General features: G+C 69.6%; 21 protein-coding genes. 14 read left to right on the top strand and 7 right to left on the bottom strand.

Features of this window, described 5'->3' with window-relative positions:
• Position 1 precedes the first annotated feature (1 nt).
• The gene (locus ACIQD6_RS35435) at positions 2-721 is read left to right on the top strand and encodes an aspartate/glutamate racemase family protein (protein ID WP_401890979.1); all 720 of its coding nucleotides are present in this window, start codon (positions 2-4) and stop codon (positions 719-721) included.
• Positions 722-794: 73 nt separating this feature from the next.
• On the opposite strand, the gene ACIQD6_RS35430 is transcribed toward ACIQD6_RS35435, so the two are convergent.
• Complete coding sequence (locus ACIQD6_RS35430; RefSeq protein WP_401890976.1) at positions 795-1,763, bottom strand: SDR family NAD(P)-dependent oxidoreductase; 969 nt, start codon at positions 1,761-1,763, stop codon at positions 795-797.
• Between the two features lie 224 nt (positions 1,764-1,987).
• Positions 1,988-3,196, bottom strand: coding sequence for a cytochrome P450 (locus ACIQD6_RS35425; RefSeq protein WP_401890975.1), 1,209 nt, complete (start codon positions 3,194-3,196; stop codon positions 1,988-1,990).
• Positions 3,197-3,467: 271 nt separating this feature from the next.
• On the opposite strand from ACIQD6_RS35425, the gene ACIQD6_RS35420 reads away from it, so the two are divergent.
• The 8 genes from ACIQD6_RS35420 to ACIQD6_RS35385 all read left to right on the top strand — a co-directional run bounded on the left by ACIQD6_RS35420 (position 3,468) and on the right by ACIQD6_RS35385 (position 14,533).
• Positions 3,468-3,809, top strand: coding sequence for a nuclear transport factor 2 family protein (locus ACIQD6_RS35420; protein WP_401890973.1), 342 nt, complete (start codon positions 3,468-3,470; stop codon positions 3,807-3,809).
• An 89-nt stretch (positions 3,810-3,898) separates the two neighbouring features.
• Entirely contained in the window at positions 3,899-5,074 is a 1,176-nt protein-coding gene (locus ACIQD6_RS35415) for an epoxide hydrolase family protein (protein ID WP_401890971.1), read from the top strand.
• A 203-nt stretch (positions 5,075-5,277) separates the two neighbouring features.
• On the top strand, positions 5,278-7,089 hold the full coding sequence (locus ACIQD6_RS35410; RefSeq protein WP_401890968.1) for a cholesterol oxidase substrate-binding domain-containing protein: 1,812 nt from the start codon (positions 5,278-5,280) through the stop codon (positions 7,087-7,089).
• Between the two features lie 148 nt (positions 7,090-7,237).
• Positions 7,238-7,711 carry a nuclear transport factor 2 family protein gene (locus ACIQD6_RS35405; protein WP_401890965.1) on the top strand — a complete coding sequence of 158 codons (474 nt, stop codon included), beginning with the start codon at positions 7,238-7,240 and terminating at the stop codon, positions 7,709-7,711.
• A gap of 161 nt (positions 7,712-7,872) precedes the next feature.
• Positions 7,873-9,075 (top strand): nucleotide disphospho-sugar-binding domain-containing protein, encoded by a 1,203-nt coding sequence (locus tag ACIQD6_RS35400; protein ID WP_401890962.1) that lies wholly within the window; start codon positions 7,873-7,875, stop codon positions 9,073-9,075.
• Between the two features lie 119 nt (positions 9,076-9,194).
• Positions 9,195-9,470 (top strand): Atu4866 domain-containing protein, encoded by a 276-nt coding sequence (locus ACIQD6_RS35395; RefSeq protein ID WP_401890960.1) that lies wholly within the window; start codon positions 9,195-9,197, stop codon positions 9,468-9,470.
• A gap of 314 nt (positions 9,471-9,784) precedes the next feature.
• Positions 9,785-11,179, top strand: coding sequence for an amidohydrolase family protein (locus ACIQD6_RS35390; RefSeq protein WP_401890958.1), 1,395 nt, complete (start codon positions 9,785-9,787; stop codon positions 11,177-11,179).
• Between the two features lie 441 nt (positions 11,180-11,620).
• Positions 11,621-14,533: an MGH1-like glycoside hydrolase domain-containing protein gene (locus tag ACIQD6_RS35385; RefSeq protein WP_401890955.1), complete on the top strand. Its 2,913-nt coding sequence runs from the start codon at positions 11,621-11,623 to the stop codon at positions 14,531-14,533.
• A 104-nt stretch (positions 14,534-14,637) separates the two neighbouring features.
• Here ACIQD6_RS35385 and ACIQD6_RS35380 read toward each other — a convergent pair whose 3' ends face one another.
• From ACIQD6_RS35380 to ACIQD6_RS35370, 3 genes are all read right to left on the bottom strand, one after another.
• On the bottom strand, positions 14,638-15,417 hold the full coding sequence (locus ACIQD6_RS35380) for an SDR family oxidoreductase (protein ID WP_401890952.1): 780 nt from the start codon (positions 15,415-15,417) through the stop codon (positions 14,638-14,640).
• A 207-nt stretch (positions 15,418-15,624) separates the two neighbouring features.
• Positions 15,625-16,464, bottom strand: coding sequence for an SDR family NAD(P)-dependent oxidoreductase (locus ACIQD6_RS35375; RefSeq protein ID WP_401890950.1), 840 nt, complete (start codon positions 16,462-16,464; stop codon positions 15,625-15,627).
• 226 nt (positions 16,465-16,690) lie between these two features.
• The gene (locus ACIQD6_RS35370) at positions 16,691-17,566 is read right to left on the bottom strand and encodes a helix-turn-helix transcriptional regulator (protein WP_401890948.1); all 876 of its coding nucleotides are present in this window, start codon (positions 17,564-17,566) and stop codon (positions 16,691-16,693) included.
• A 204-nt stretch (positions 17,567-17,770) separates the two neighbouring features.
• On the opposite strand from ACIQD6_RS35370, the gene ACIQD6_RS35365 reads away from it, so the two are divergent.
• Positions 17,771-18,643: a helix-turn-helix transcriptional regulator gene (locus ACIQD6_RS35365; protein WP_401890946.1), complete on the top strand. Its 873-nt coding sequence runs from the start codon at positions 17,771-17,773 to the stop codon at positions 18,641-18,643.
• A 58-nt stretch (positions 18,644-18,701) separates the two neighbouring features.
• Here ACIQD6_RS35365 and ACIQD6_RS35360 read toward each other — a convergent pair whose 3' ends face one another.
• A complete protein-coding gene (locus tag ACIQD6_RS35360; protein WP_401890944.1) occupies positions 18,702-19,355 on the bottom strand; it encodes a TetR/AcrR family transcriptional regulator in 654 nt (217 codons plus the stop codon).
• Positions 19,356-19,509: 154 nt separating this feature from the next.
• Between ACIQD6_RS35360 and ACIQD6_RS35355 the strand changes: the two genes are divergently transcribed.
• From ACIQD6_RS35355 to ACIQD6_RS35345, 3 genes are all read left to right on the top strand, one after another.
• Complete coding sequence (locus ACIQD6_RS35355; protein ID WP_401891049.1) at positions 19,510-19,659, top strand: hypothetical protein; 150 nt, start codon at positions 19,510-19,512, stop codon at positions 19,657-19,659.
• A gap of 154 nt (positions 19,660-19,813) precedes the next feature.
• A complete protein-coding gene (locus tag ACIQD6_RS35350) occupies positions 19,814-20,464 on the top strand; it encodes a CatB-related O-acetyltransferase (RefSeq protein ID WP_401890942.1) in 651 nt (216 codons plus the stop codon).
• Between the two features lie 62 nt (positions 20,465-20,526).
• Positions 20,527-20,742, top strand: coding sequence for a hypothetical protein (locus ACIQD6_RS35345; protein WP_401890939.1), 216 nt, complete (start codon positions 20,527-20,529; stop codon positions 20,740-20,742).
• A 59-nt stretch (positions 20,743-20,801) separates the two neighbouring features.
• Here the strand turns inward: ACIQD6_RS35345 and ACIQD6_RS35340 are convergent, their stop codons facing one another.
• Positions 20,802-22,310, bottom strand: coding sequence for a hypothetical protein (locus ACIQD6_RS35340; RefSeq protein WP_401890936.1), 1,509 nt, complete (start codon positions 22,308-22,310; stop codon positions 20,802-20,804).
• Between the two features lie 592 nt (positions 22,311-22,902).
• Between ACIQD6_RS35340 and ACIQD6_RS35335 the strand changes: the two genes are divergently transcribed.
• Complete coding sequence (locus ACIQD6_RS35335) at positions 22,903-23,694, top strand: nucleotidyltransferase domain-containing protein (protein WP_401890933.1); 792 nt, start codon at positions 22,903-22,905, stop codon at positions 23,692-23,694.
• The last annotated feature ends 317 nt before the right edge of the window (positions 23,695-24,011 follow it).

Genomic DNA, 24,011 nt, shown 5'->3' with positions numbered 1-24,011 from the left:
CGTGCGGATCGTCGTCACCAACTGCAACACGACCCGGGCGATGACCGACGAGATCGTACGGGGCGCCCGAGCGGCGGCCGGCGCGGACACCACCGTCACCGGCCTCACCCCCGCCTGGGGGCCCGAATCCGCGGAGGGCTGGCTCGACAGCCATCTGTCCGCGGCGGCCGTCCTCGACGCACTGCGCGGATACCGGGAGCCGTACGACGCCGTGGTCATGGCCGGGTTCGGCGAGCACGGCCGCGAGGGGGCCCGCGAACTCCTCGACGTGCCCGTCGTCGACATCACGGAGGCCGCCGCCCACTTGGCCTGTCTGCTGGGGCGCCGGTACGGGGTGGTCACCACCCTTGACCGGACCCGCGGCCAGATCGAGGACAGCCTCTACACCGCCGGCGTCGCCCCGCACTGCGCCGCCGTGGTCGGCACCGGCCTCGGCGTCCTCGACCTCGGCGACGAAGAACGCACCACACGGGCGTTCCTGGCCGCCGCCGAGCGCGCCCGGGACGCGGGCGCCGAGGTGCTCGTACTCGGCTGCGCGGGCATGACCGGGCTCCAGCGCACCCTGGGGGACCGGCTGGGCATGCCGGTCGTGGACGGCGTCGCCGCGGCCGTCAGACTCGCCGAGTCGCTGGTCGCGCTGAGCCTTCGCACGAGCCGTGTGGGGAGCTACGAGCGGCCCCGCGCCAAGCGGCGCACCTGGCCCTCGCCCCCGCCTTGGTAACCCGTACGTGAGGTCGGCGGCGGGGGAGCGGGTGGGACAGCCGGGCCAGGCTGTGCCGGTTGTGCCGGTCGGGTCAGGCAGTGGCGCTGAAGGCGTCGACGCCGGTGAGCTCGGCGGAGAGCGCCCACAGGCGGGCGGCCTCTTCGGGGTCGGTCGCCCACTCGCGCACGCCGCTCGTCAACACGGCGTCGCTCGTGGTGGGTTCCGCGATGTCGCAGTCTTCGCAGTAGAGACCGCCCCTGCCCGCCAGCTGCGGGGAGGTCGCCGCCCACACGTGGGTCGCGGCGCCCTGCGCGGGTGTCTTGATCGAGGGGTCCGTCGGGTTGCCGTTCTCGTCGATCCAGCCGGCGGCGATCATCTCCTCCGTGGGCACGTGGCGGCCCAGAGCGGTGAGGATGACACCGGGATGCAGAGAGAAGGCCCGGACTCCGGAATCCCGGCCGAGCGCGTCGAGCTGTACGGCGAACAGCGCGTTGGCCGTCTTCGCCTGGCCGTACGCCTGCCACTTGTCGTAGCCGCGCTCGAACTGCACATCGTCCCAGCGGATGCCGGAGAGCTGGTGACCGTTGGAGGACACCGATACGACCCGTGCCCCGCCGCGCGCGAGCGCCGGCCAGAGCCGGTTGACGAGCGCGTAGTGGCCGAGGTGGTTGGTGGCGAACTGTGCCTCCAGTCCGGGGCCGACCCGGGTCTCGGGGGCGGCCATGATGCCCGCGTTGTTGATGAGCAGGTCGACATCGCGGTCCGAGGCGAGGAAACGCTCGGCGAAGGAGCGCACACTGGCGAGGTCGGAGAGATCGAGCTCGTCCACCTCCACGCCGTCGATGCCGTCGACCGCCTCCTGGGCGGCCGCGCGCCGCCGTGCGGGTACGACGACCCGGGCGCCGGCGCCGGCCAGCGCGCGGGTCGTCTCCAGGCCGAGACCCGAGTGGCCGCCGGTGACGATCGCGAGCTTCCCGGAGAGGTCGATGCCGCGCAGGACATCGTCTGTCGTGGACCGGGCGCCGAATCCGGATCCGAGCTTGTGCTGTTCTGTGTTCATGTGCCGGAGGCTACGAATTGGAGTGCGCTCCAGGGCAAGCCGACGCGGGCCCGGGCGTTGTGCTGTGCTGTGCTGTGCTGTGCGGGAACCGTGCGGCGCGCCGAGCCGGGCATTGCCGACTGGCGACCGTCGCGTGTGCCGCGTACACCTGCGGAGCCTTCTGGCCTCACGCGCCGGGGGCCCCCGTTGCGCGGGTGCTCACCCGCCCCGCCCGGTTCGTTCTCTCACACCACGACCGGCAGTCCCTCCAGCCCCCGGATCACGAAGTTCGGTTTGCGGACCGGCTCGGCGGCCGGGCTCAGCCCGGGGGCCAGGTCCAGCAGAGCTTCCATGGACGCGGTCAGTTCGATACGGGCCAGTGGGGCACCGATGCAGTAGTGGATGCCCGCGCCGAAGGAGATGTGCGGGTTGTCGCGGCGGGCCAGATCCAGGACGTCCGGGGTGGCGAAGGCCGCCGGGTCGTGGTTGGCGGAGCCGAAGAGCAGGGCGACCTCGGCGCCGCGCGGGACGGTGGTTCCACCGATCTCGATCTCGTCGAGGACCCACCGTTCGAACAGCTGGAGCGGTGTGTCGAAGCGCAGCAACTCCTCGACAGCCGTGGGCAGCAGGGCCCGGTCCGCGCGCAGGGCGGCGAGCTGCCCGGGATGACGGAACAGTGCGTGCCAGCCGTTGACCGTGGAGTTGACCGTCGCCTCGTGCCCGGCGTTGAGCAGTAGCGCGCAGGTGGCGACCATTTCCGCCCCGGTCAGCTTCTCGCCGCCGTCGACGGCGGCGAGAAGCCCCGAGATCAGGTCGTCACCGGGCTTCTCCCGCCGTACGGCGATGAGTTCACGCAGATACGCGGAGAACTCCCGCGAGGCGGTTACCGCGCGGCGGGCCGTCTCCTCTCCCGGGTTCAGCTCGTACATGGCGCAGATCGCCGCCGACCACGGACGCAGCAACGGCCGGTCCGCCTCGGGAACCCCCAGCATTTCGGCGATGACGGCGACCGGCAGGGGCTCGGCGACGGCTTTCAGTAGATCGCCTCCGCCCCGCTCCACGAGCCGCCCCGCCAACTCGGCCGCCAGGCGCCGTACATACGGCTTGAGCCGTTCGACCGTACGCGCGGTGAACGCCTTCGACACCAATCGCCGGATACGGGTGTGGTCCGGCGGCTCCAGCTCCAGCATCCCGTGGTCGTTGAGCTCGTGGAACGGCTCATGGCCGGGCTCAGGGGCGCTCTTCCCGAACTCCTCGTGCGTGAACCGGTGCCCGTAGGAACGCCCGAGCCGCCGGTCCCGCAACAACGCCGACACGTCCGCGTGGTGCGGCACAAGCCACTGATCACTCGGCTCGTAGTAGAGCACCCGGCCACGGTCCCGGAGCTCGGCGTAGGCCGGGTAGGGATCGGCGAGGAACGCGGGCGAACGAGGGGCGAAGCCGGAGTCGGACACCCCAGGACGGTAACCGGCGGCGGGGCGGGGAACCAGAGGGCGGGAAAGCACGTACGTCGAGGAGCGCGGACGGTTCGACTGTGACGCGGCGTCATGTTTCCCGATGGCGGCAGGACCGCCCGGCCGCGGGCCGCGGGCCGCGGGCCTCGGGGCTCGGGGAATGACGCTTGCCACAGCCAAAAATTGCCAAGCGTATGCAAATATTGCTGTAGAGTTTATTGCGCTTACGCAAGCACATCGTCCGGAGAGCAAGCAGAGCAGGAGCACAACGATGACTCGTACGCCCCAGGAGATCTTCGAGGACCACGGCCGCCGGCTCGGTACCGGCGACCTGGATCTCATCAGTGGCAACTACGCGCAGGATGCCGTTCTCATTACCCCGGACGGCATCCTGCGGGGTCGGGAAGGGGTCAAGCGGGGTATCGGCAGGCTCCTGGCTGATCTCCCCGATGCTGACTGGGCTCTGAAGCCGCAGTTCGCCGACGGTGTCCTCTTCCTGGAGTGGTCGGCTGTCGGTCCCACTGCCCGAGTGGATGACGGTGTGGACACCTTCGTCTTCCGGGACGGGGCCATCCAGGCGCAGACCGTCCGGTACACCTTGGTCACTCCGTAGTCACCGCTGCGCCGACAGGCGATCGGGGCCGCGCCGGGCGGGCCGTCATCCCGGGTGGAAGAGCGAGGCGCGGCCGTAGGGTGTGCCCCATGCCGGACGCCCCGCCCCGCCCCGAGCCGTTCACCGCGCGGACCGCTCCCGCGGTGATCGAGGACCTCCGCGCGCGTCTGCGCGCGACGCGCTGGCCCGACGCGCCCGAGGACGCCGGGTGGTCGCTCGGGACCGACCTCGCCTACCTCCGCGAGCTCGTGGCCTACTGGGCGGACGGGTTCGACTGGCCGGCGCGGGAGGCGGCGCTCGCCCAACTCCCCCGCTTCCGCGTTCCGCTCGGCGGCCTCGGAATCCACTTCGTACACGTCCGGGCCGCCGCGCCGGCCGGGCCCGTTCTGCCGCTGGTTCTCAGTCACGGCTGGCCGGACTCGTTCTGGCGCTACACGAAGGTCATTCCGCTCCTCACCGACCCCGGCGCGCACAGCGCCGATCCCGCCGACGCGTTCGACGTGGTCGTACCCGACATGCCGGGCTACGGGTACTCCGACCGCCCCTCCGGCCCGCCGCTCGACGCCATCGCCGTGGCCGGCCTGTGGGCCGAGCTGATGAGCGTCCTCGGCTACGCGCGGTTCGGCGCGGCGGGCGGGGACATGGGCAGCCACGTGAGCCGCTGCCTCGCGCTCGACCACCCCGACCGGGTCGTGGCCGTCCACCGTATGGACGCGGGCCTGCCCGTCTTCACCGGCGACCCGGCTGACCTCGCGCCGGAGGAGCGCGCCTGGCTCGACGGCGCCGCGGTCTGGGGCGCTGGCGAGGGTGCCTACGCGGCCATGCACCGTACGAAGCCTCAGACCCCCGCTTTCGGGCTCAACGACTCGCCGGCCGGGCTCGCCGCGTGGATCGTCGAGAAGCTCCGGGCGTGGAGCGACTGCGACGGCGACGTCGAGCGATCCTTCACGAAGGACGAGATTCTCACGAACGTCACCCTCTACTGGCTCACGGGGACGATCGGCTCGTCGATGCGCATGTACCGTGCGAACGCCGCGATCCCGCCCGCACAGCACGCCCGCCGCGTCCACGTGCCGTCCGGCTTCTCGCTCTTCGCCGGTGACGTCGTCCGCCCGCCGCGGGCTTGGCTGGAGCGCACGGCGAACGTCGTGCGCGTGACCGAGCCCGCTCGTGGCGGGCACTTCGCGCCGTTCGAGGAGCCCGAGCTCTACGCGGAGGAACTGCGCGCGTTCTTCCGCCCCTACCGGGCGGCGGCGACGGGCTGAAGGCATCCGCCGCCGCGCCGACGCGGCAGGCGTCGCCGACGAGTTGACGATCACGGCCAACGCGCACGGTGGCAAGCCCGGACCGCGCAACCACGAACTGAGCGCGCACGGTTACGACGTGCCGGTTCGACGTCGGGGTGCCGGTTCTGGCGGTTTGCGTCATGGAGCTTCAGTGACGTGCTGGATCCCCCTACATTCAGGTCATGGCCGATGACTCGGAATTCTCCTCACGTCCTGCCACCTCCTGGGGCCCCTCCGGTCCCTCTGAAGCCTCCGGCCTCTCCCGCCGTGGTGTGCTGCGCGCCGCGGCGGCTGCCGGAGCGTCGGGCATCCCGCTCGCCGCCGCCATAGCCGGGGCCTCCCCGGCCGCGGCGGCGCCCGCCATCGTTCCGAGCGCCGCACCAGAACTTCCCGCCGGGCTCGTGCCCTACCTCTCTCCCTACATCAACTGGGCCGGCGAGATCACCCACGGCGGGCTGTGGGCCTGCGCGCCCCGTACCGGTCAGGACCTCGCGGACCTCTCCAACTGGGCCCGCGCCAAAGGCTGGCGGCTGCGTGCCCGGGGCAAGTCGCACAACTGGTCACCCCTGAGCATCACTTCGGCCACCGAGCCCGACGCGCAGGTCCTCCTGCTGGACACCACCAAGCATCTGACGCACCTGGAACTCACCACTCCGCCCTCCGGCGCCCCCGGCGCGGTACGTGCACAGGCCGGAGTGACCCTCGAAACGCTGATGGCCTTCCTCGCCGATCACGGACTGGGCGTCACCAACACGCCCGCACCGGGAGAGTTGACCCTGGGCGGCACCCTCGCCATCGATGCCCACGGAACCAGCGTCCCCGCCGACGGCGAGTCCGCCCGCCCCGGCCACACCTACGGCAGCCTCAGCAACCTCGTCCTGTCCGTCACCGCCGTCGTCTGGGACTCCGGCCAGGACGCCTATGTCGTGAGAACCTTCCACCGAGGAACCGACGAGGAGTGCGAGGCACTGGCCACCCACCTCGGACGCGGCCTCGTCGTAGAGGCCGAGATCCAGGCGGGCGAGGACATCCCGCTGCGCTGCCGGAGCCGCGTCGACCTCACCGCCGACGAACTGTTCGCGGCCCCGGGCAGCGACCTCGCCGCCCGAGGAAACACCTTCGCGGATTTCATGGCCGAGTCGGGGCGGGTGGAGACGATCTGGTTCGCCTTCACCGACCGGCCCTGGCTCAAGGTGTGGAGCCTCAGCCCTGAGCGCCCGGTGACCTCCAGGCAGGTGTACGCCCCGTACAACTACCCGTTCAGCGACGTCGTCCCGACCCCGGTGGCCCGGCTGGCCGGGCTTCTCGTGGGAGGCGCCTGGTATCTCGCGCCGGTGCTCGGCGCCACGCAGTACACGGTGGCGGCGACCGGACTGACCACCACCGTCGCGAAGGACCTGTGGGGCCCTTCGCACACTCTCCAGTTCTACTTGCGCCCCACAACACTTCGTGAGACCGCCAACGGATACGGGATCCTCACCCGCCGCGCCGACGTCCAACGCGTCGTCTCCGAGTTCGCCGGTTACTACCGGCAACGGCTGGCCGCCTGGGCCGCCGCGGGCAGATTCCCGATCAACGGGCAGGTGGAGATCAGAGCCGGCGGCCTCGACCAGCCCGACGACTCCGCGGCGCCGGGCGCCCGCCCGCCGCTGCTCTCCGTCGTCCGCCCGCATCCCGATCACCCGGAGTACGACTGCGTGGTGTGGGTGGACGTGCTGACCCAGCCGACCTCACCCGGGGCCCACGAGTTCTACCGCGAACTGGAACGGTTCCTGATGAGTACCTTCGACGGCCGTTACGCGCTCGCGCGCGTCGAGTGGTCCAAGGGCTGGGGCTACACGGATACGGCAGCCTGGGCCGACGAGCAGATCATCGAATCCGCGGTGCCCGCTTCGTACGGCGCCGGACAGTGGTCCGAAGCCGTCTCCATCCTGGACCGGCTCGATCCGCACCGGGTCTTCGGCAACGGCTTCACGGATCAGCTGGTGCGCTGATGCCGCGACCGGCCATGTGAGCCTTCCGCAGACTGGCCGGGAGCCGGGAGCCGGGAGCCGGGAGCCGGGAGCCGGGAGCCGGGAGCCGGGAGCCGGGAGCCAACAACGTTCTCGCGATGCACCGGTGAGGGCTGGGTAGCAATTGATGATGTCGACCGAAGCCCTTGACCCGATGGAACGTCTCTTCGCCGAGCGAGCCTGCGAGCGTCTGATAGTCGAATTCGTGCGCCGCCTTGACCTGGGAGATCCGAGCGGTGTCGCGGACCTCTTCACGCCTGACGGGGTGTGGGAGTGGCCTCACGACGACCGCAGAGTGGAGGGACGTGAGGCGCTCCGCGGCTACTTCGGTTCGCGTCCCACGGACCGGCTGTCGCGCCGCATGACCACGAACATCCTGGTCACGGTGGTTTCCCCGGCGGAGGCCACTGCCACTTCCTACTTCGCGACGTACCGGGTCGACGGCTATACCGGTGGCATGGTGCCTCCGAGGCTCCCCGCGAACGTGGGCCACTACGAGGACACGTTCCGGAAGGTCGAGGACACCTGGTTCCTCGCCTGCCGGACCGTGCAGCTGCCCTTCGGTGGAGAGACGGTGCGTCTCAACCGCCCCGACCGGTCGTGACGGCCGGGCCCCACCCGGCCATGTCCACCGGCGTGTTGGGCTGCTCGACGGAAACGGCGACCACTGCCGCCTCTTCCGTCACCACGAGCCTCTCAGGAATCAGCAGTGCCTTTGGAGGGCAGTTGAATCGTCCGACCCGTGCGGAGACCGAAAACACCCTCATGCCCCGGCTCCACTCCCCGTTTCCGCCGCAGTGTCACCCCGACCTCGCCCTGGCCGCCGAATCCAATCTGGCCTGGGCCCGCGTCTCGGGACTCCTCACGTCGCCCGCCGCGGTCTCCAGGTTCACCGCTCTCCAACCGGCGCTGCTGGCCGCAGGCGCCTACGTCGCCGTCGATCGGGACGCCCTGATGCTCGCGGCGGACTGGTGCTCCTGGCTGTTGCTGTTCGACGACCAGGGCGACGAATCCCCCTGTGGTCGCGACCACCACCTCTGGCGGACCCTGGTACATCCCCTCGACCCTGTCGTACGCGGAGAAGTCAGGGCCCCGAACGACCTCCAGCCTTTGGCATGTGCCCTGCACAACCTGCTCTCGCGTACCACGCCGGGCATGTCCGATGCCTGGACCGCTCGCTTCCGCCGGCACCTTGCCGCCCACCTCGCCTCGTACGCGGACGAAGCCCGTCACCGCGCGCACCTCCTGAAGCCGCAGACGGCCGCCTACATCACGCATCGCCGTAACTCGGGTGCGACGCGGGTCGTCTTCGACTTGCTCGAACCCGCCCACGGAGTCGAGATCCCCGAAGACTGGTTCCACTCCCGCGAGCACCAGGACGTCCATCCGGCCGCAGCCGACATCGTGTGCTGGGAGAACGACATCGTCTCCATGCGCAAGGAACTGGCCGGAGGGAGCGCCGGGGAACGGCGCCGGGTCGCGGTCACACTCGGCACGGTGCTGACGGATCTGGACGGCGTACGGTCCATCGCCCGGCTGATCGAGCACGCGGCGGCGGTCGACGCGGAGTTCCTGCTCGCCATCGGCGACGCCGACCTCGCGCCGCTCGGCACGCTGCCGCCGAACGTACGGCCGCTGCCATGGGTGCCGCTCGCCCAGCTGTTGGACGGCTCCGACGCCATCGTCCACCACGGTGGCGCGGGGACGATGATGACGGCGGCCGCCGTCGGTACCCCGCAGCTGATCCTGCCGCAGGGCGCCGACCACTTCGACAACGCCGCTGCCGCCGAGGCGTCGGGCTTCGCCCTGCGGGCCACCGCCGACGCCGTGGACAGTCACCTGCTCGACGCGCTGCTGAACGACGACGGCCTGCGGAAGGCGGCCACCGCCATGCGCGCCGAGATCGCGGCCCTCCCGTCGCCCGCGGCGCTGGTCCCCGCCTTCGAGGACCTGGCCGCCACCCGCTGACACCGCTGCGCAGACCGAGGCGAACGCCGAAGAGTGGGGGGGTGCCGGACTCCCAGGAAAGCGGCTCCTGAGAACGTCGTGGCCTGGTTCCCCACGCGCCGGGGCGCGACCGTAGAGCCATGAACGCGAACGCAGCGCCTCACCCCTTCGTCGGTATGTGGGTGACGGCAGACGGTCACATCCGGCAGGAGCTTCTCCCGAACGGCCGTTACGACGAGGCCCGTGGCAGCCGGCAGAGCGCCTACACCGGCAGTTACACCGTCACCGGCACCCACCTCGACTACATCGACGACACCGGCTTCACCGCCACCGGTGACGTCCGGGACGGTGTGCTCTTCCACGAGCACCTCGTCCTGTACCGGGAGGATGCCACCCGGCCGGACACCTCGCGGTAGCGAGCGCCGGGCCCGTCACACGCGGGCGGGCCCCAGCGGTGCGGAGGACCTCTCTGTCCGATTCCCCTGTATGCGGCTCCTCCGCGCATGCCCCGACGCCTCTTCCCGCCCCCTGGCGCCTCTTTCCCCGTATCCGATCGCAGGGTTTCGGTCAGGTACGGCGAAGACGAAGCGCCGCGGGCTGTCATGGGTGCGCCGCACCCAGGGAAACGGCGGCCTGGTTCCCGCACGTACAGGGACCGAGTGTTGGGCCGGAAGACGCCGTGGCCGGAAGCCGCTCGGCCAGACTCAGCGCCACCCGAAAGGGGCACTCCATGAACACCGACGACACCACCAGCGCCGGCCTACTCGAACAACTGCGACGCCGGTCCACCGATCCACAGCGACGCATCCTGTTCACCGGCGCCACCATCGTCACGATGGACCCGGAACTGGGCATCCTGCGGAACAGCGACCTGCTCGTCGAAGGCGACGCCATCGCCGCGATCGGACCGGACCTGAGCGCGGACGGTGCGGTGGCCGTCGACGCCTCCGGCACGATCCTGGCCCCCGGTCTCGTCGACACCCACCGGCACGCCTGGGAGGCCCAGTTGCGCCGGATCATGCCCGACGTCGACGACCTCGGCGGCTACGTGATGTCCACGCTGGCCGGCTACGCCACCGTCTACCGGCCGCAGGACATGTACATCGGAACCAGACTGGCGGCGCTGACCGCGATCGACAGCGGCATCACCACCATGCTCGACTTCTCTCACAACTCCCGTACTCGCGAGCACTCCGACGCGGCCGTCGAGGCCCTGCGGGACACCGGTATCCGAGGGGTGCACGCCTCGATGGGACCGCACTTCGGGGAGTGGGACCGTCAGTGGCCGGCCGACCTGACCCGCCTCAAGGACGAGTACTTCAGCAGTGACGACCAGCTGCTCACGCTCCGCATGGCGACCCTGGCCACCGGCGAGATCGCCGGCCCCGACCTCGCCTACGGCCCTGAACTCGCCCGCACCGCGGCCGACCTGGGGATAGGTGTCAGCATCGACGCGGTCTTCGGCCCATCCTCGTCGGAGGCCGTGCTGTCCTGGGCCGAGAACGGCATCCTCGGTCCCGATGTCACCCTGATCCACTCCACCGGTCTGACCGCCGAAGCCTGGAAGGCGATGGGGGAGTCCGGTACGACGGTCGCCCTGGCGCCCACCTCGGACGCGCAGATCGGTCTGGAGACGGCGATCCCCGCGGTGGACGAGGCACTCGCCGTCGGCATCCGCCCCGGCCTGAGCATCGACGTCGAAGTCGCCCTCGTCAGCGACATGTTCACGCAGATGCGGGCCCTGCTCGCGATCCAGCGGATGCGTGCGGTCAACGCCGCCTACGGGACGGGCGGCGAACTCTCCCGTATCACCACGCACGACGTCCTGGACTTCGCCACCCTCCAGGGCGCGCGGACCAACGGCCTCGGCGACGTCACGGGTTCCCTCACCCCCGGTAAGAAGGCCGACCTGCTGGTCGTCCAGGCCGAGGACCTCAACAATATGCCCCTCAACGACCCCATCGGCACCCTCGTGCTGGGCTCCGACGCGCGCAACATCACCGCGGTCCTCGTCAACGGCCGCCCCCGCAAGTGGAACGGCCAGGTCCTCGACGTGGACCTCCCCGCACTGCGCGGCGAGGTCCACGCCTCCCGCGCCTACGTGCTCGACACACCGGCCGGCTGACGATGGTCCGGCGCGCTCCCCGGCCGGTACGGCGAAGGGCTCAGCCCAGCCGCATGACGTAGCCCGCGTGGGTGTGGATGACATATATCGTCTGCTCCTCAGGTGAGTGCGTCCTACACGCCGGCCTGGTCGCGTCGATGGAACGCAACCATGCCGCCGTTCACTCAGGTGCACGGCACCCACCCTGTGCTCAGCCCGCGGCAGAGGCGGAGTTCAAGGGATCGCGCGATGGGTTGACAGTCCATTTCCGGGCGCCCATCATCGGTGCAACTTCGGCGAGGCGCCTCGCGGACTCACTGTCCCGTCCATTCCCAGGACTTCGTCGGCGATCGATTGAATCGATTCAAGCGGCACGATTCAAGCGGCACGATTCAAACAGGCACGATTCAGGCAGCACGATGTCAGACAGCCTCGTTTCCGCACCGATCCGGGAGGTATCCAATGCGCCGCCGCCGTCTCCTGCTGAACCGAATGCCCTGTCCGGGGCGTCTGCTCGGCCTCGTCATGGTCGCGGCCTCCGCGCTGGCCGTGGCTCCCGTGCCGTCTGCCGGCGTACCCCTTCCCGCGACCGTGTCCGCGGCGACGCCGGCAACCGCGACGACCGGCCCCCGAGCTGCCCTCGACGCCCTGAACTACTCGCCGACATCACGCACCCTCAAGCCGACCGCCGTCCACAGAACGTCCGGCGGCGTCGCGAACCCGCAGAACGTGCTCAGCGGGGAGCCGACGCGGATCTCCGGCTCGCAGTCGGCCATCACTCTCGATTTCGGCAAGGAGGTCGGCGGCTCGACAACGTTGTCGTTCGGTAGTGCCAGCAGCAGCGGCCAGAGAATCGGCCTGGCCTTCAGTGAGTCGTCCCTGTACGTGGGCAACAACAGCGACCGGAGCAGCGGCCGCGACGGCGAGGACGGGGCCCTCTACGCCACGGCCTCCGCCAACGGCACCTACACGACGCCCACGGCACAACTGCGCGGCGGTTTCCGCTACTTGACGGTCTTCCTCGACACCTCCGGCTGGGTGGACCTCAAGGGCGTCAGCCTCGCGTTCACCGCGGCACCGGGGAAAGCCAACCCGGCCGACTACGCCAACTACTTCTCCTCCAGCGACGAGTTGCTCAACAGAATCTGGTACGCAGGGGCGTACACGGTTCAGCTCAACACGATCGCCTCCGACCAAGGCCGCGCCTGGCCCCCGCCGGCCTCGGCGTGGGACAACGGCGCCACCGTCGGGGTGGGTGACTCCGTCCTGGTCGACGGGGCCAAGCGCGACCGTACGGTGTGGCCCGGCGACCTGGGCATCGCCGTACCCACCCAGTACGCGTACTCGGGCGACCTCACCTCGACCCGCAACGCGCTCACCACGATGTACAACGCGCAGTCGGCGGAGGGCGAAATCCCCTGGTCGGGCCCGCCGTTCGACCTCACCGGCTCGGACACCTACCACATGTGGACGCTGCTGGGCACGGCCACGTACTACACGTACTCGGCCGACCGGGCGTGGCTGGACTCCCAATGGGCGGACTACAAACGCGGGATGGCCTTCATCACCAACAAGATCAATGGCAACAACCTGCTCCATGTGACCCGCACCCAGGACTGGGCCCGGGTCGGCCAAGGTGGCGAGAACATCTCCGCCAACGCGCTGCTGTACGCCGTGCTCAAGGGCGGCGCCACCCTGGCCACGGCCGAGGGGGACGGCGCGCTCGCCGCGAGCTGGGCAGGCAAGGCGGCCGCCATAAAGGCCGCGGCCAACTCCCGGCTGTGGGACGCCTCGAAGGGCCTGTACAAGGACAACCCGACCAGCGGCCTGTACCCGCAGGACGGCAACTCGCTCGCCGTCTGGTACGGACTCACCGACTCCACGGCGAAGGCGCAGAGCATCATCACCCGGCTCGGCACCCGCTGGGGCACCTACGGCCCGGCCACCCCCGAGTGGGGCGGCAACGTATCGCCCTTCGCGGGCGGAATGGAGCTCAACGCCCGGTTCACCGCCCATGACGACCACGGCGCCCTGGCCCAGATCCGCCGTACCTGGGGCCACATGCTGAACAGCGACATCGGCACCAGGAGCACCTTCTGGGAGGGCATCAGGGCCGACGGCGGCCACGCCTACGGTGGTTCGTTCATGAGCCTGGCCCACGGCTGGTCCACCGCCCCCACCTCCACGCTCACCTTCGACGTGCTCGGCACCGCACCGGAGTCGGCGTCCGGCGCGTACCGCTTCGTCCCGCACACCGGGGACCTGACCAGCGCCGAGGGACGCATCACCATGCCTCAGGGCGCCGTCAACGCGTCATGGTCCCGCGACCCCGGCGCCGGCACCTACGCGGCGCACCTCACCAGTCCGGCCGGCACCACCGGCCGCATCGGCGTCCCGAAGTCCGGCGGCGGCAACATCTCGGTGTCCGTGAACGGCGACGTCGTATGGCGGAACGGAACCTTCACGCCCACCTCCGGCATCACCGGCGCGAGCCAGGACGACACCTACGTGTACCTCACCGGCGTCGCCCCTGGCAGCTACACCGTGGCCGCCACCGGACTGGGCAACCCTCCCGCGCCTGCCGAGCCGGGTACCGCTGCCTTGCGTGCGGGCTTCACCCGGTGCGCGGGCGAGGGCGGTACGTGCTCTTTCAGCGGCACCCGCGCGGTGGCCTACGGGGCCGGGACATACGAGTACAAGACAGTGACCGGCAGCACCGCCTGCACCAACGCCTCCTTCGGCCGCGACCCGGCGTCGGACCTCGTCAAGTCCTGCTACGTCGCGGACGCGGGCGGCCCGCCCGGATACACCGCCTGCGCGGCCGAGGGCGGCACCTGCGCCGTGCCCGGCTACAACCGTGACGTCGCCTACGGCGCCAACGGCGGTTTCACGCACCAGGTCACCAACGGCTCCGTCGCCTGCGCCAACGCCCACTTCGGCGATCCCATCGACGGAGTGGCCAAGTCCTGCTACCTGCCGCCCGCCGGAGGACCGCCCGGTGGCTGGACCAAGTGCGCGGACCAGAACGGCACGTGCGCGGCTGTCGCGGGGCAGCCAGTGACGTACGGCGCCTTCGGCGCGTTCACGACGATCACGGCCACCGGCGACACCGCGTGCACCGACGCCTCGTTCGGCGACCCGATTCCCGGCGAGTCGAAGTCCTGCTACACGGCCACCGGCGGCCCGGCCGGATACCCCACGGCCTGCTCGGACGAGTCCGTGACCTGCTCCTTCAGCGGGCAGCGGACCGTCGCCTACGGTGCGCGGGGCAGCTTCGTGTACAAGTCGTCCGACGGCGGCACCGGTTGTACGACGGCGGTGTTCGGCACCGATCCGCTGCCAGGCGTACGGAAGGCCTGTTACCTCACCTCCTGAGGAGTTCTCCGTGGCGCGGTGTGGGGAGTCGGGTCCGGCGCGGGCGCGTCATGGCGGGGAGGAGCAGCACTCGGCTGTTCCTCCCCGCCATGACGGGACGGACTTCAGATGGCCTGGGCCGTGGGCAGGATGGTGATCTCGGTGAGGTTGACGTGGCGCGGGACGGCGGCCATGAAGGCGACGGTTTCGGCGATGTCGGCGCTCTGGAGGACGTCGATGTCGTGAATGAGGTCGGCCATCAGTTTCGAGGCGTCGGGGTCGGTGACGTGGTCGGGGAGTTCGGTGTCGACCATGCCGGGTTCGATGGTGGCGACGCGGACCATCTTGGGACCGAGTTCGACGCGGAGCAGCCGGGTGAGGTGGCTGATGTACGCCTTGGTGCCGGAGTAGACGGAGAACTTCGCCAGGATGCGAGTGGCCGCGATGGACGAGGTGTTGATCAGGTCGGCGGGCCTGCCCTGGGCGGCGGAGTCCGTCAGGTGGGGGACGAACGCGGCGATGATGTTCATCAGGCCGGTGATGTTGAGGTCGATCTGGCGCTGCCAGTCGTCGACCTTGAGCTCCTCGATGCCGGAGATGAGCTGGACGCCGGCGTTGTTGAACACGAGGTCGGCCTTGCCGAAGCGTGCGGTGACCTGGTCGGCGGCGGCCTGGACGGCGTCGCGGTCGGTGACGTCGACGGCCAGGGCGAGCGCGGTACCACCGGCGGCCTCGATCTTCTTGACCAGACTGTCGAGGCGCTCCTTGCGCCGGGCCAGCACGACCACTGTGGCGCCGAGTTCGGCGAGGCGTTCGGCGGTGACGGCACCCATGCCACTGGAGGCGCCGGAGACAACAGCGACACGGCCGGCGAGGGGAGTGCCGGTGAGCAGAACAGCGGACATCACGAAACCTCAATCTCTTTGACCGGAAGGCGGGGACAGCCGGAAGGCAGGGAAAAGCCGAAAGGCAAGGAAAAGCCGGAAGGCAGGGAAAGCCGGAAGGGAGGGGAGTCGAATCGGGGTGATGCCCGGCCGGGCCAGGTCCTTCGGCCCGGCCGGGCTCCCCGAGAGGGCTGCGGGCGTCCGAATGCGATGGCGCCCGGCGGTGCGTCAGGCGGCGTCGCTGTGTGCGGTGGCGGCGGACTTCTCGCGCCACGGTGCGAGGTCGTCCCGCACCTGCTGGTGCTTGACATCGAGCCGCTCGATGGTGTCGCGTCCGAGGTAGAGGTGTGTGGGCAGCTTCTCGGTGGAAGCGACTTCGACAATGAGGGCGGCGCCCTTGACGGGGTCGCCGAGCTGGGCGTGGTTAGCCTGGTCGATCCAGTCCAGCGTCACGTGCGCGGGAGTGCCGTCGTAGTCGGCGACGCGGTTCGCGGCGACCGACAGGGAGCTGGCGTCGAGGAAGTCGGTACGGAAGACTCCCGGCTCGACCACCATCGACTGGATTCCGAACGGGGCCACCTCGGCGGAGAGTGCTTCGCTGATGCCGGCGACGGCGAACTTCGACGCGCAGTACAGACTGACACCGGGCTCACCCTCGAATCCCGACCGGGAACCGATGTGCACCAGCCGGCCCGATCCCTGCTTGCGCATGACGGGCAGTACGGCGCGGGTGACGTTGATCAGGCCGAAGACGTTGAGGTCGAACAGTGACCGGGCCTCCGCGTCGGTGATCTCCTCCAACGCGCCGAGCAGGCCGCGGCCGGCGTTGTTGACCAGGACGTCGATGCCGCCGAACCGGTCCACGGCGGCCTCGACCGCCTGCGGGATGCTGTCGTTGTCCGTGACGTCCAGGGCGACCGCGAAGACGCGGTCGGAGTTCTTCAGATCGGCCGGGACGCGTTCCGGGTTCCGGACGGCGACGACGACGTTGTGACCGCCTGCCAGCGCGGCGCGGGCGATTTCGGAGCCGATTCCGCGGGAGGCACCGGTGACAAACCACGTAGCCATGGGGAAAACCTCTTTCGTTGCTTCCCCTTTTCGGGGATTTCCTGTTGCCGCATTTGAGTGTGCCCGTCGGCTTCGGTGCCATGAAGGCTGTGCTTTTCCTGGGAGTCTCACACCCAGGAAAACGAGCCGGCCGGGAAAATCGGCATGTCAACGACCTCGGCATGTCATCAACCCCGCAGGGGCACGGGCATGTCCCGGCGGATACGGGTTTCCGGCGGCCCCCGGCTCAGGCGTCGTGTGCGGGATTCTGCCGGTGAGGTACTTCAGGTGCGCCGATGGAGCCCAGCAGGGCCACGCCGTCGGCGGACGGCGAACCCGGCTCGGCCTGCAGGACGACGAGTTGCTGTCCCGGAGCGCTGCGGATGTGGAGGGCCTCACGCCGTAACTCCAGGTATCCCACGCCGGAGTGGTACATCTGCTCGACGTCGTAGGGCGGGACCCGGGTGTACTCGCGAGCCCACAGGGAACGGAACTCGCGGCTGCGCACCGACAGTTTGCCGACGAGCTCCAGGACGCGGGCATCCTCGGGGGTGCTCGCGGCGGTCTGCTGAAGGTCGACGACCGCGCGAAGCCTGGCCCGCTCCGGGTTTCTGTAGAAGGCCTTCGCCGCGGGGTCCAGGAAGAGCATGCCCAGTACGTTGTCGGGCTGGGCGAAGTCACGGTGGAGAGCGTCGGCCAACGCGTTGGTGGCCAGCAGGTCCTGGGCATGCCCGATGACGAAGGCCGGCGTCCTGGTCCAGCTCTCGATCAGTTGCCGCAGGTGCGGGCGGACACGCTCGACCCGGAACGGGGGCTTCGTACGGCGGGTCGCCGGCGGGACCAGCCGGAAGAGTTCCCGCTTCTCCGCTTCCCCGAGTCGCAGCACGCGGGCCATGGCCTCCAGCACCCGGGGGGAGGGGCTGAGCTCACGGCCCTGTTCCAGTCGGCTGTAGTAGCTCAGGCTGACACTCGCGAGCGCCGCGACCTCGTCGCGTCGCAGGCCGGGCACTCTTCGCCGTCCAGCGCTGGGCAGCCCCGCGTCCGCGGGGCTGAGGCGTTCCCTGCGGGAGCGGAGGAACTGACCCAGCCCTCCTGCCGAGTCAGGGTGCGTATCGCTGCACATACCGTCGAGGCTAGGTGGGCAGCGCCTGGAAAAGTGCTGGCGACGGTGGGTGCGTTACACCCAGGAATGGGGGACCTCGGGTGGCGCGAGGACCCGACGTACGGTGAGAGAGGCGTCCCATTACCCTCTGTGAAAGCCGTTCGGCGTGGAGCTATACACGCGACCGGCACTTCTCATCGGTTGAAAAGCATCTAGGATTGCAGCATGAGCAAAGGGACGCCTTTGGGTGATTTCCTCAGAGCCCGCCGAGAGGCCTTGAAGCCACACGACGTCGGTCTCCCCGAGTACGGGCGACGCCGGGTTCCGGGACTGCGCAGAGAGGAAGTCGCTCTGCTCGCCGGCGTCAGTTCCGACTACTACATCAGGCTCGAACAGGGGCGTGAAAACAGTCCGTCCCCGCAGGTACTCGACGCCGTGGCGCGGGCGCTGCAACTGGACGCGGAGGCCACCGACCACCTCAACCGCCTCTGCCTCACCGCCTCGCAGCGCCCACGCGACTGGGGTGAGACGGCCGTCGGCCAACAGCTGTTGCAGCTGATGGACGGATGGGAGCACACTCCGGCCTTCGTCGTCGGCCCGGCCCTCGACATCTTGGCGGGCAACTCCCTTGCCGTGGCGCTTCACAGCGGGTTCGACCAGTTCGACAACCTCGCCCGCATGGTGTTCGTCGACCCGGCAGGACGCGATTTCTACCAGGAGTGGGAGCGGGCCGCGCATTCCTGTGTTGCCGAGATCAGGGCGGCCTACGGCCATGATCCCGAATCGGCCCGCATCGCCGAGGTCGTGGCGGAACTGTCAGCCCAAAGCGAAGAGTTCGCCGAGATCTGGCACATGCACGAGGTCAAGAGCAAGTCCCAGGAAGGCAAGCATCTCAAGCATCCCCTGGTCGGAGACGTGCACATCAAGTTCGCGGCTTTCACGGTCAACGGGGCGTCGCATCAGCAACTGGTGGTCTATCAGGCCGAACCGGCCAGCCCGACGGCGGCCGCCTTCGAGACGCTGAGGACAACGGCCGCCGAGCCGAAGCAGGTCCGGGCGGCCGCGCCCGTGGCCGACTTCGCCGTCAGGGAGCAGTAGCGGCGACCGTGGCATGGCCCGCCGCCCGGTCAGCGCCGCGGCCGGTGCGGGCCGACCGTCAGGATTCCCCGCCCGGTGCGGGGCGGGTGAACGCTCCGGCTCCCGCGGCCAGGGTCGCTGTGAGGGCGGCATGACCGGGCAACAGCGGATCAGGAGCGGTCCGCAGAAGTACCAGCTGGTGGTAGAGCGGTGCGGTGGCGGCGATCAGCAGGCGCCGCGCGTCCGTGTGCGGCGCGAGTTCACCGCGTTCGACGGCGCGCTCGACGAGGACCTCGCAGCGCGCGTACCGGTCCTCCCACAGCTGCTGCTGCGCGTGGGCGGCTTGCGCGGAGCGGAACGAGGCGGCCATCAGGGCTTCGGGGATCGACGGTCGTGCGACCAAGGACTCCTGGATCTCCTCGTTGAGGACTGTCAGATCGCCGCGCAGGGAGCCGGTGTTCGGGGGCTGCCAGTCGTCCTCGCCGGCGGCGGCGAAGACGTCGGCGAGCAAGCCGCCGACGTCCTGCCAGCGCCGGTAGACCGTGGCGCGGTGCACGCCGGCGCGGGCGGAGACGCCCTCCATCGTGAGCCCCTCGTAACCGCGTTCACCGAGTTCGGCGCGCACCGCGTCGAGTACTTGGGCGCGGATGCGGGCGGTGCGGCCACCCGGTCGGCGGTCGGGCGGTGCGGTGGGGCGGGCGCGTTCCGTCACATTGTCCGGTGGGTCTGTCATCGGGAATCCGGTTGTTCGGCGGGGCTAGATCATGTCAGCATCTTAAAGCAACAGTTGTCGCACTAGCGGAGTTACCGATGCTCTTCCGAAGTGTTCTTCCGGCCTTGCGGTCCCAGGCGACCGTTCCGTCCCCGACAGCTTCGGAGCTGCTCGTATGTCCACCCAGATCACCGCGCTCGCGGTCGGCGAGTCATTCGACGGCAGGCCCGTTCTCGACTCGGTGACCTGCTCGCTCAGGAAGGGCGAGCGCACCGGGATCGTCGGCGAGAACAGGCCGGGCAGGACCAACCGCCCCGACCGGTAGCTTCGGCGGCGCCGGGGAGGAACCCACCTGGCTCTGCGCGCCACCCGAGTGCCCACGGCCGGAGGCTGAGGGTTCCTGCCCGACCCCCTCCACAGCCTCTACATCCGTTCCAGCGTTCCAGCGTTCCAGCGTTCCAGAGAGGAATCGACTCACGATGCCGACAGTTCCCGCCGACCCCGCCGTCCTCCACCCGATGCCCGAACAGAGACGAGTGGTGCTGCTCAAACCGCTGGTGAAGTCCCCGCTGATCGAAGTCGGCGAGTACTCCTACTACGACGATCCGGACGACCCGACCGCGTTCGAGACGAGCAACGTCCTCTACCACTACGGTCCCGAGAGACTCGTCATCGGCAAATTCTGCGCGCTGGGCACCGGAACACGGTTCATCATGAACGGCGCCAACCACCGTATGGACGGTCCCTCGACCTTCCCCTTCCCCACCATGGGCGGCTCCTGGGCCGACCACTTCGACCTGCTCACCAACCTGCCCGGCCGGGGCGACACCGTCGTCGGCAACGACGTCTGGTTCGGCCACGGCGCGACGGTCATGCCCGGCGTTCGGATCGGACATGGCGCGATCATCGCCTCCGGCGCCGTGGTCACAGGCGACGTACCCGAATACGGCATCGTCGGCGGCAACCCCGCCCGGCTCATCCGTACCCGCTACGACGCCGAGGACGTCGCCCGCCTCCTCGCCGTCGCCTGGTGGGACTGGCCCGCGGAGCGCATCACCGAGCACGTACGGACGATCATGTCGGGATCGGTCGCCGAACTGGAGGCCGCCTCGCGCACGTGCCATCCGTGACGCCGACGGAAGTACCTCGATCCCGCCCATGCCCGCCGCGCACCCGAAACGAGTGACCGCCCATGTCCCGTCGCCGTGCCCACATCGCGATGGTCGGCATCCCCGTCGTCAGCCACGCCCGGCGCCTGAGAGCGACCTTGAACGACTTGGTCACCGACACCGAAGTCGCCTGCCGGTTGGCACAGTTGCGCGCTGACACACGGGCCGAGGGCGGCACCCCGCGTGCCGCCGACCTCATCGAGAACATGCTGGCCATCGCCGACGGACCGGCGATCTGAACGTGCGGTCGAACGCGACCTCGCTCGGCTGACGCCCACTCACCGAACGAAGCGACGTCCTAATCCCTGACCTTGAGGAAGCGCATCCGGGTTGCGCCATTGCTGTCGGTGCCGCCGGCCTCGGCGTCGGAGATCTTGCCGCCGGTGAGGACGAACATCAGGTGCAGGCGGACCGTCCGGGGGCCGGAGGCGACCGCGTACTCGGTCATGATGTGTGTGGTTCCGCCTTGCTGCTCCTGCCTCGCCGCGTTGATCGCCGCGATCTGGGTGAAGCTCGTCAGGAGGGTGTCCGTGGTCTCGTCCCTGAGCCAGCCGATGATGTAGCCGCTGCCGCCGGTGGCGGAACCGAGCGCGTACCGTACATCGCTGTCGATGTGGTACACCCCGGCTTCCGGGAGCACGATGTCGGACGCGGGGATCGGCACGTCGGTACCTGCCCGGGCCAGGAGGTTGGCGTGCTGCCCCTCGGCGTTGAGGAACGCGCTCACCGGCGTGAGGCGGGCGCCGATCTCCCACCTTTCGGGGCAGCCGGGCGTCCCGGTGACGTCGATGTCCACCGACCGTTCGATGCTGCTGTTGCCGCCAGGAGCGATACCCGTCAGGCCGATCCGCGGCACGAGCAGCCCACCGGTCGTGTTCCGTGCGGCATTGCACGGGGACGGGTCCAGAGCAGGCGTGTCGGGCGCGTACAGACACCCGTCGCTGCCCCGAGTGATGGCGTTGCCCCGGTCTGTGGAGATGCACGGAGGGCGGGCGGTGGCGCATCCGTCCTGGCAGGAGGCGACCGGGACGACCGGCGGGACCGCGGCGTAGGGAGTCGAGCCGTCGAGGGTGTCGGTCGTACAGGTGACCGCGCCGTCGCAGTTACGGCAGGTCGTACGGAGGAACGGCCTGCCGCAGCCCGGGGCGGACGCCTGGACGGTGAGGACGAAGCTGTCGACGGTCCACTGCTTGGGGCCGACTCGGCACGTGTCGTCGTTGCCTGTTTCCAGGTTGAGCTCGACGACGATCTTTCCCGCGAGGACGTCCGCGAGGGACACGGTGGTCGGTGGGATGACGCCGTTGTCGTCACCACCCGCCGGCAGATCGGGTGGGCCCAGGAGATCGGTGCTGATCGGGGTCGTGCCGTTCCACAGGGCGAAGCGGCCGTAGAGTTGGCAGGCCGTGTTCCTGCCGTCGTTGTGGACATGGACCGAGGCGCTGATCGTGACGCTGGTGGGGTTGCCGCGCAGCGACGTGGTGTCGATGTGCACGACGCCGGCGAGCCAGGTGTGCCGGCCGTTGTGCGTCCCGTCGTCGGCCGGGAACGTGCCCGTGCCGCTGTTCAGGATGGTCTGGGCGACGACAGGGTCCAGTGCGGCATGGGTGTTGGCGATGGTGTAGTACGGCGTCGGGTCGGTGCTGCTCGCGGTCGCCGCGACCCGGTACGGCGCGGAGTCGCGCAGTGGGGTCGTCTCGCAGTGCTCGCACGGCTTGGAGCCGGGACAAGCAACGGGGGGACAGGCCGGCTTGGCGGGCTGACAGCCGCCGATGGCGATGGGGGACTGCCCGCAGCCGCATCCACTCATGGGCCAACTCCTTTTGTGAGGTGGGGTGGTGGCAGTGACGGTGTGCCCCGTGCCACTTTGGCGCGGTCGGGGCACGAGGGGTGGTGCGCCGGCTCGTCGGCCGAAACGGATGAAAGCCGAGCGGGCAGGCACATTGAGGGATACGGGCGGACCTGAAGTCGGCCGCGCAATCAGGAAGCGGAAGAAGACCGTCTGGCGGACCGCTCGCCGGGCCGTGGCTGACATGACGTCGATCGTCATCCAGCTACGTGTTCCCGCAGCCGGTCATGTCCTTGGGGTGGGAAACAGAAGCGGCCGTGTCGGCCCCTCTTCGCGATTCAGCTACTGGTACCGGGCAAACCGCGTTGGGCGCTCGGACATTGGAATACCTGAAGCTCAGTCAGTTATCTTCTTCGTTGCCATCCCTAATGTACTATCCGGTGATCTGTTGGGCATTACTCCGTTAGGGTGGATGATTTCACCGTCAAGGTGGCAGAGCGCCCACATTTCTGTCGGCGTACGAGCTCAGCCACACCACCTGTGCCTGACACGCTGGTTGGCCCGACGCGTTGGCGACTGCCAGACTCGCTCCGTGCGGATGATCATCCAGAACATGGCCAGCCGTCTGGCCGAGGTGCCGGGCGTAGTCGGAGTGATGCTCGGCGGCAGCCGGGCCCGCGGAGAGCACCGGCCGGAATCAGACTGGGATCTCGGCGTCTACTACCGCGGCGGGCCCGATCTCGCCGCGCTGCGCGCGTTGGCCGGACCCGATGTGGAGGTGGCCGGCCCAGGCGGCTGGGGGCCCTGGGTGAACGGTGGTGCTTGGCTGCAGGCCGACGGTGTGGCGGTGGACTGGATCCTGCGGGATCTGGACCGAGTCGAGCGGGTGTGGGCGGACTGCCGCGAGGGCCGGTACGAGGTGGGCGTGCAGGCGGGTCATCCGCTCGGGTTCTGGTCGCCGTGCTATGCGGGCGAGGTAGCGCTCGGTGAGGTACTGACCGACCCGGCAGGCGAACTGGCGGATCTTCGGAGCCGGACCAGGACCTATCCCGAGCCGCTGCGCGAGGCGTTGACGGCGGGAGCCTGGGAGGCGGAGTTCCTCGTCGACGCCGCGGCAAAAGGAGCGTCCCGGGCGGACACGCTCTATGTCTCGCTCTGCCTGTCCCGGGCCGTGGGAGTTCTGGTGCAGGCGATGTTCGCCGAGGACCGACGTTGGTGCCTCAACGAGAAGGGCGCGCTGGCTGTCGCCGAGACACTGCCGGGGGCGCCCACCGGCTTCGGCCTCCGAGTCCGAGGCTTGCTGGGGGCGCCCGGCGAAACCGCAGAGTTGCTGGCGGCGACGGTGGCCGAGGCACGGGTGCTCGTTGAGGAGGCCCTTACCGCCCTCAGGAGACAAACCGAGTAGCGACAGGAAGCCACTGTCGTGGCGACACCGGCTCTCGGCCGATCACGCGCTGCGACGCGAGACCGTGCAGTCCTTGTACGTGTGTGGCTGGGCCGACAGCGATCAGAGCGGGGCGTGTCCGACTCGGCGCAAGTCCTGGAGCCGGGACGGAGCCGGGATGGAGCCGGGTCAATTGCAGTGACCCTTGCTTGCATCGTGCGACCACGATTTCTCTCGGCCGCCTCCCCCGTTATGTTTTTCGCGGTCCTGCAATGGGGCCGCTGGCCTCCGGGCCCGGTATGACTGTGTCCCCTCTGTCGAAGGCATGACCTGGGGGG

It is taken from the genome of Streptomyces sp. NPDC088400 (assembly GCF_044753355.1).
GTDB lineage: Bacteria > Actinomycetota > Actinomycetes > Streptomycetales > Streptomycetaceae > Streptomyces.
Note: the sequence above shows the minus strand (reverse complement) of the source record. Positions and strands in the feature narration are given on the sequence as shown.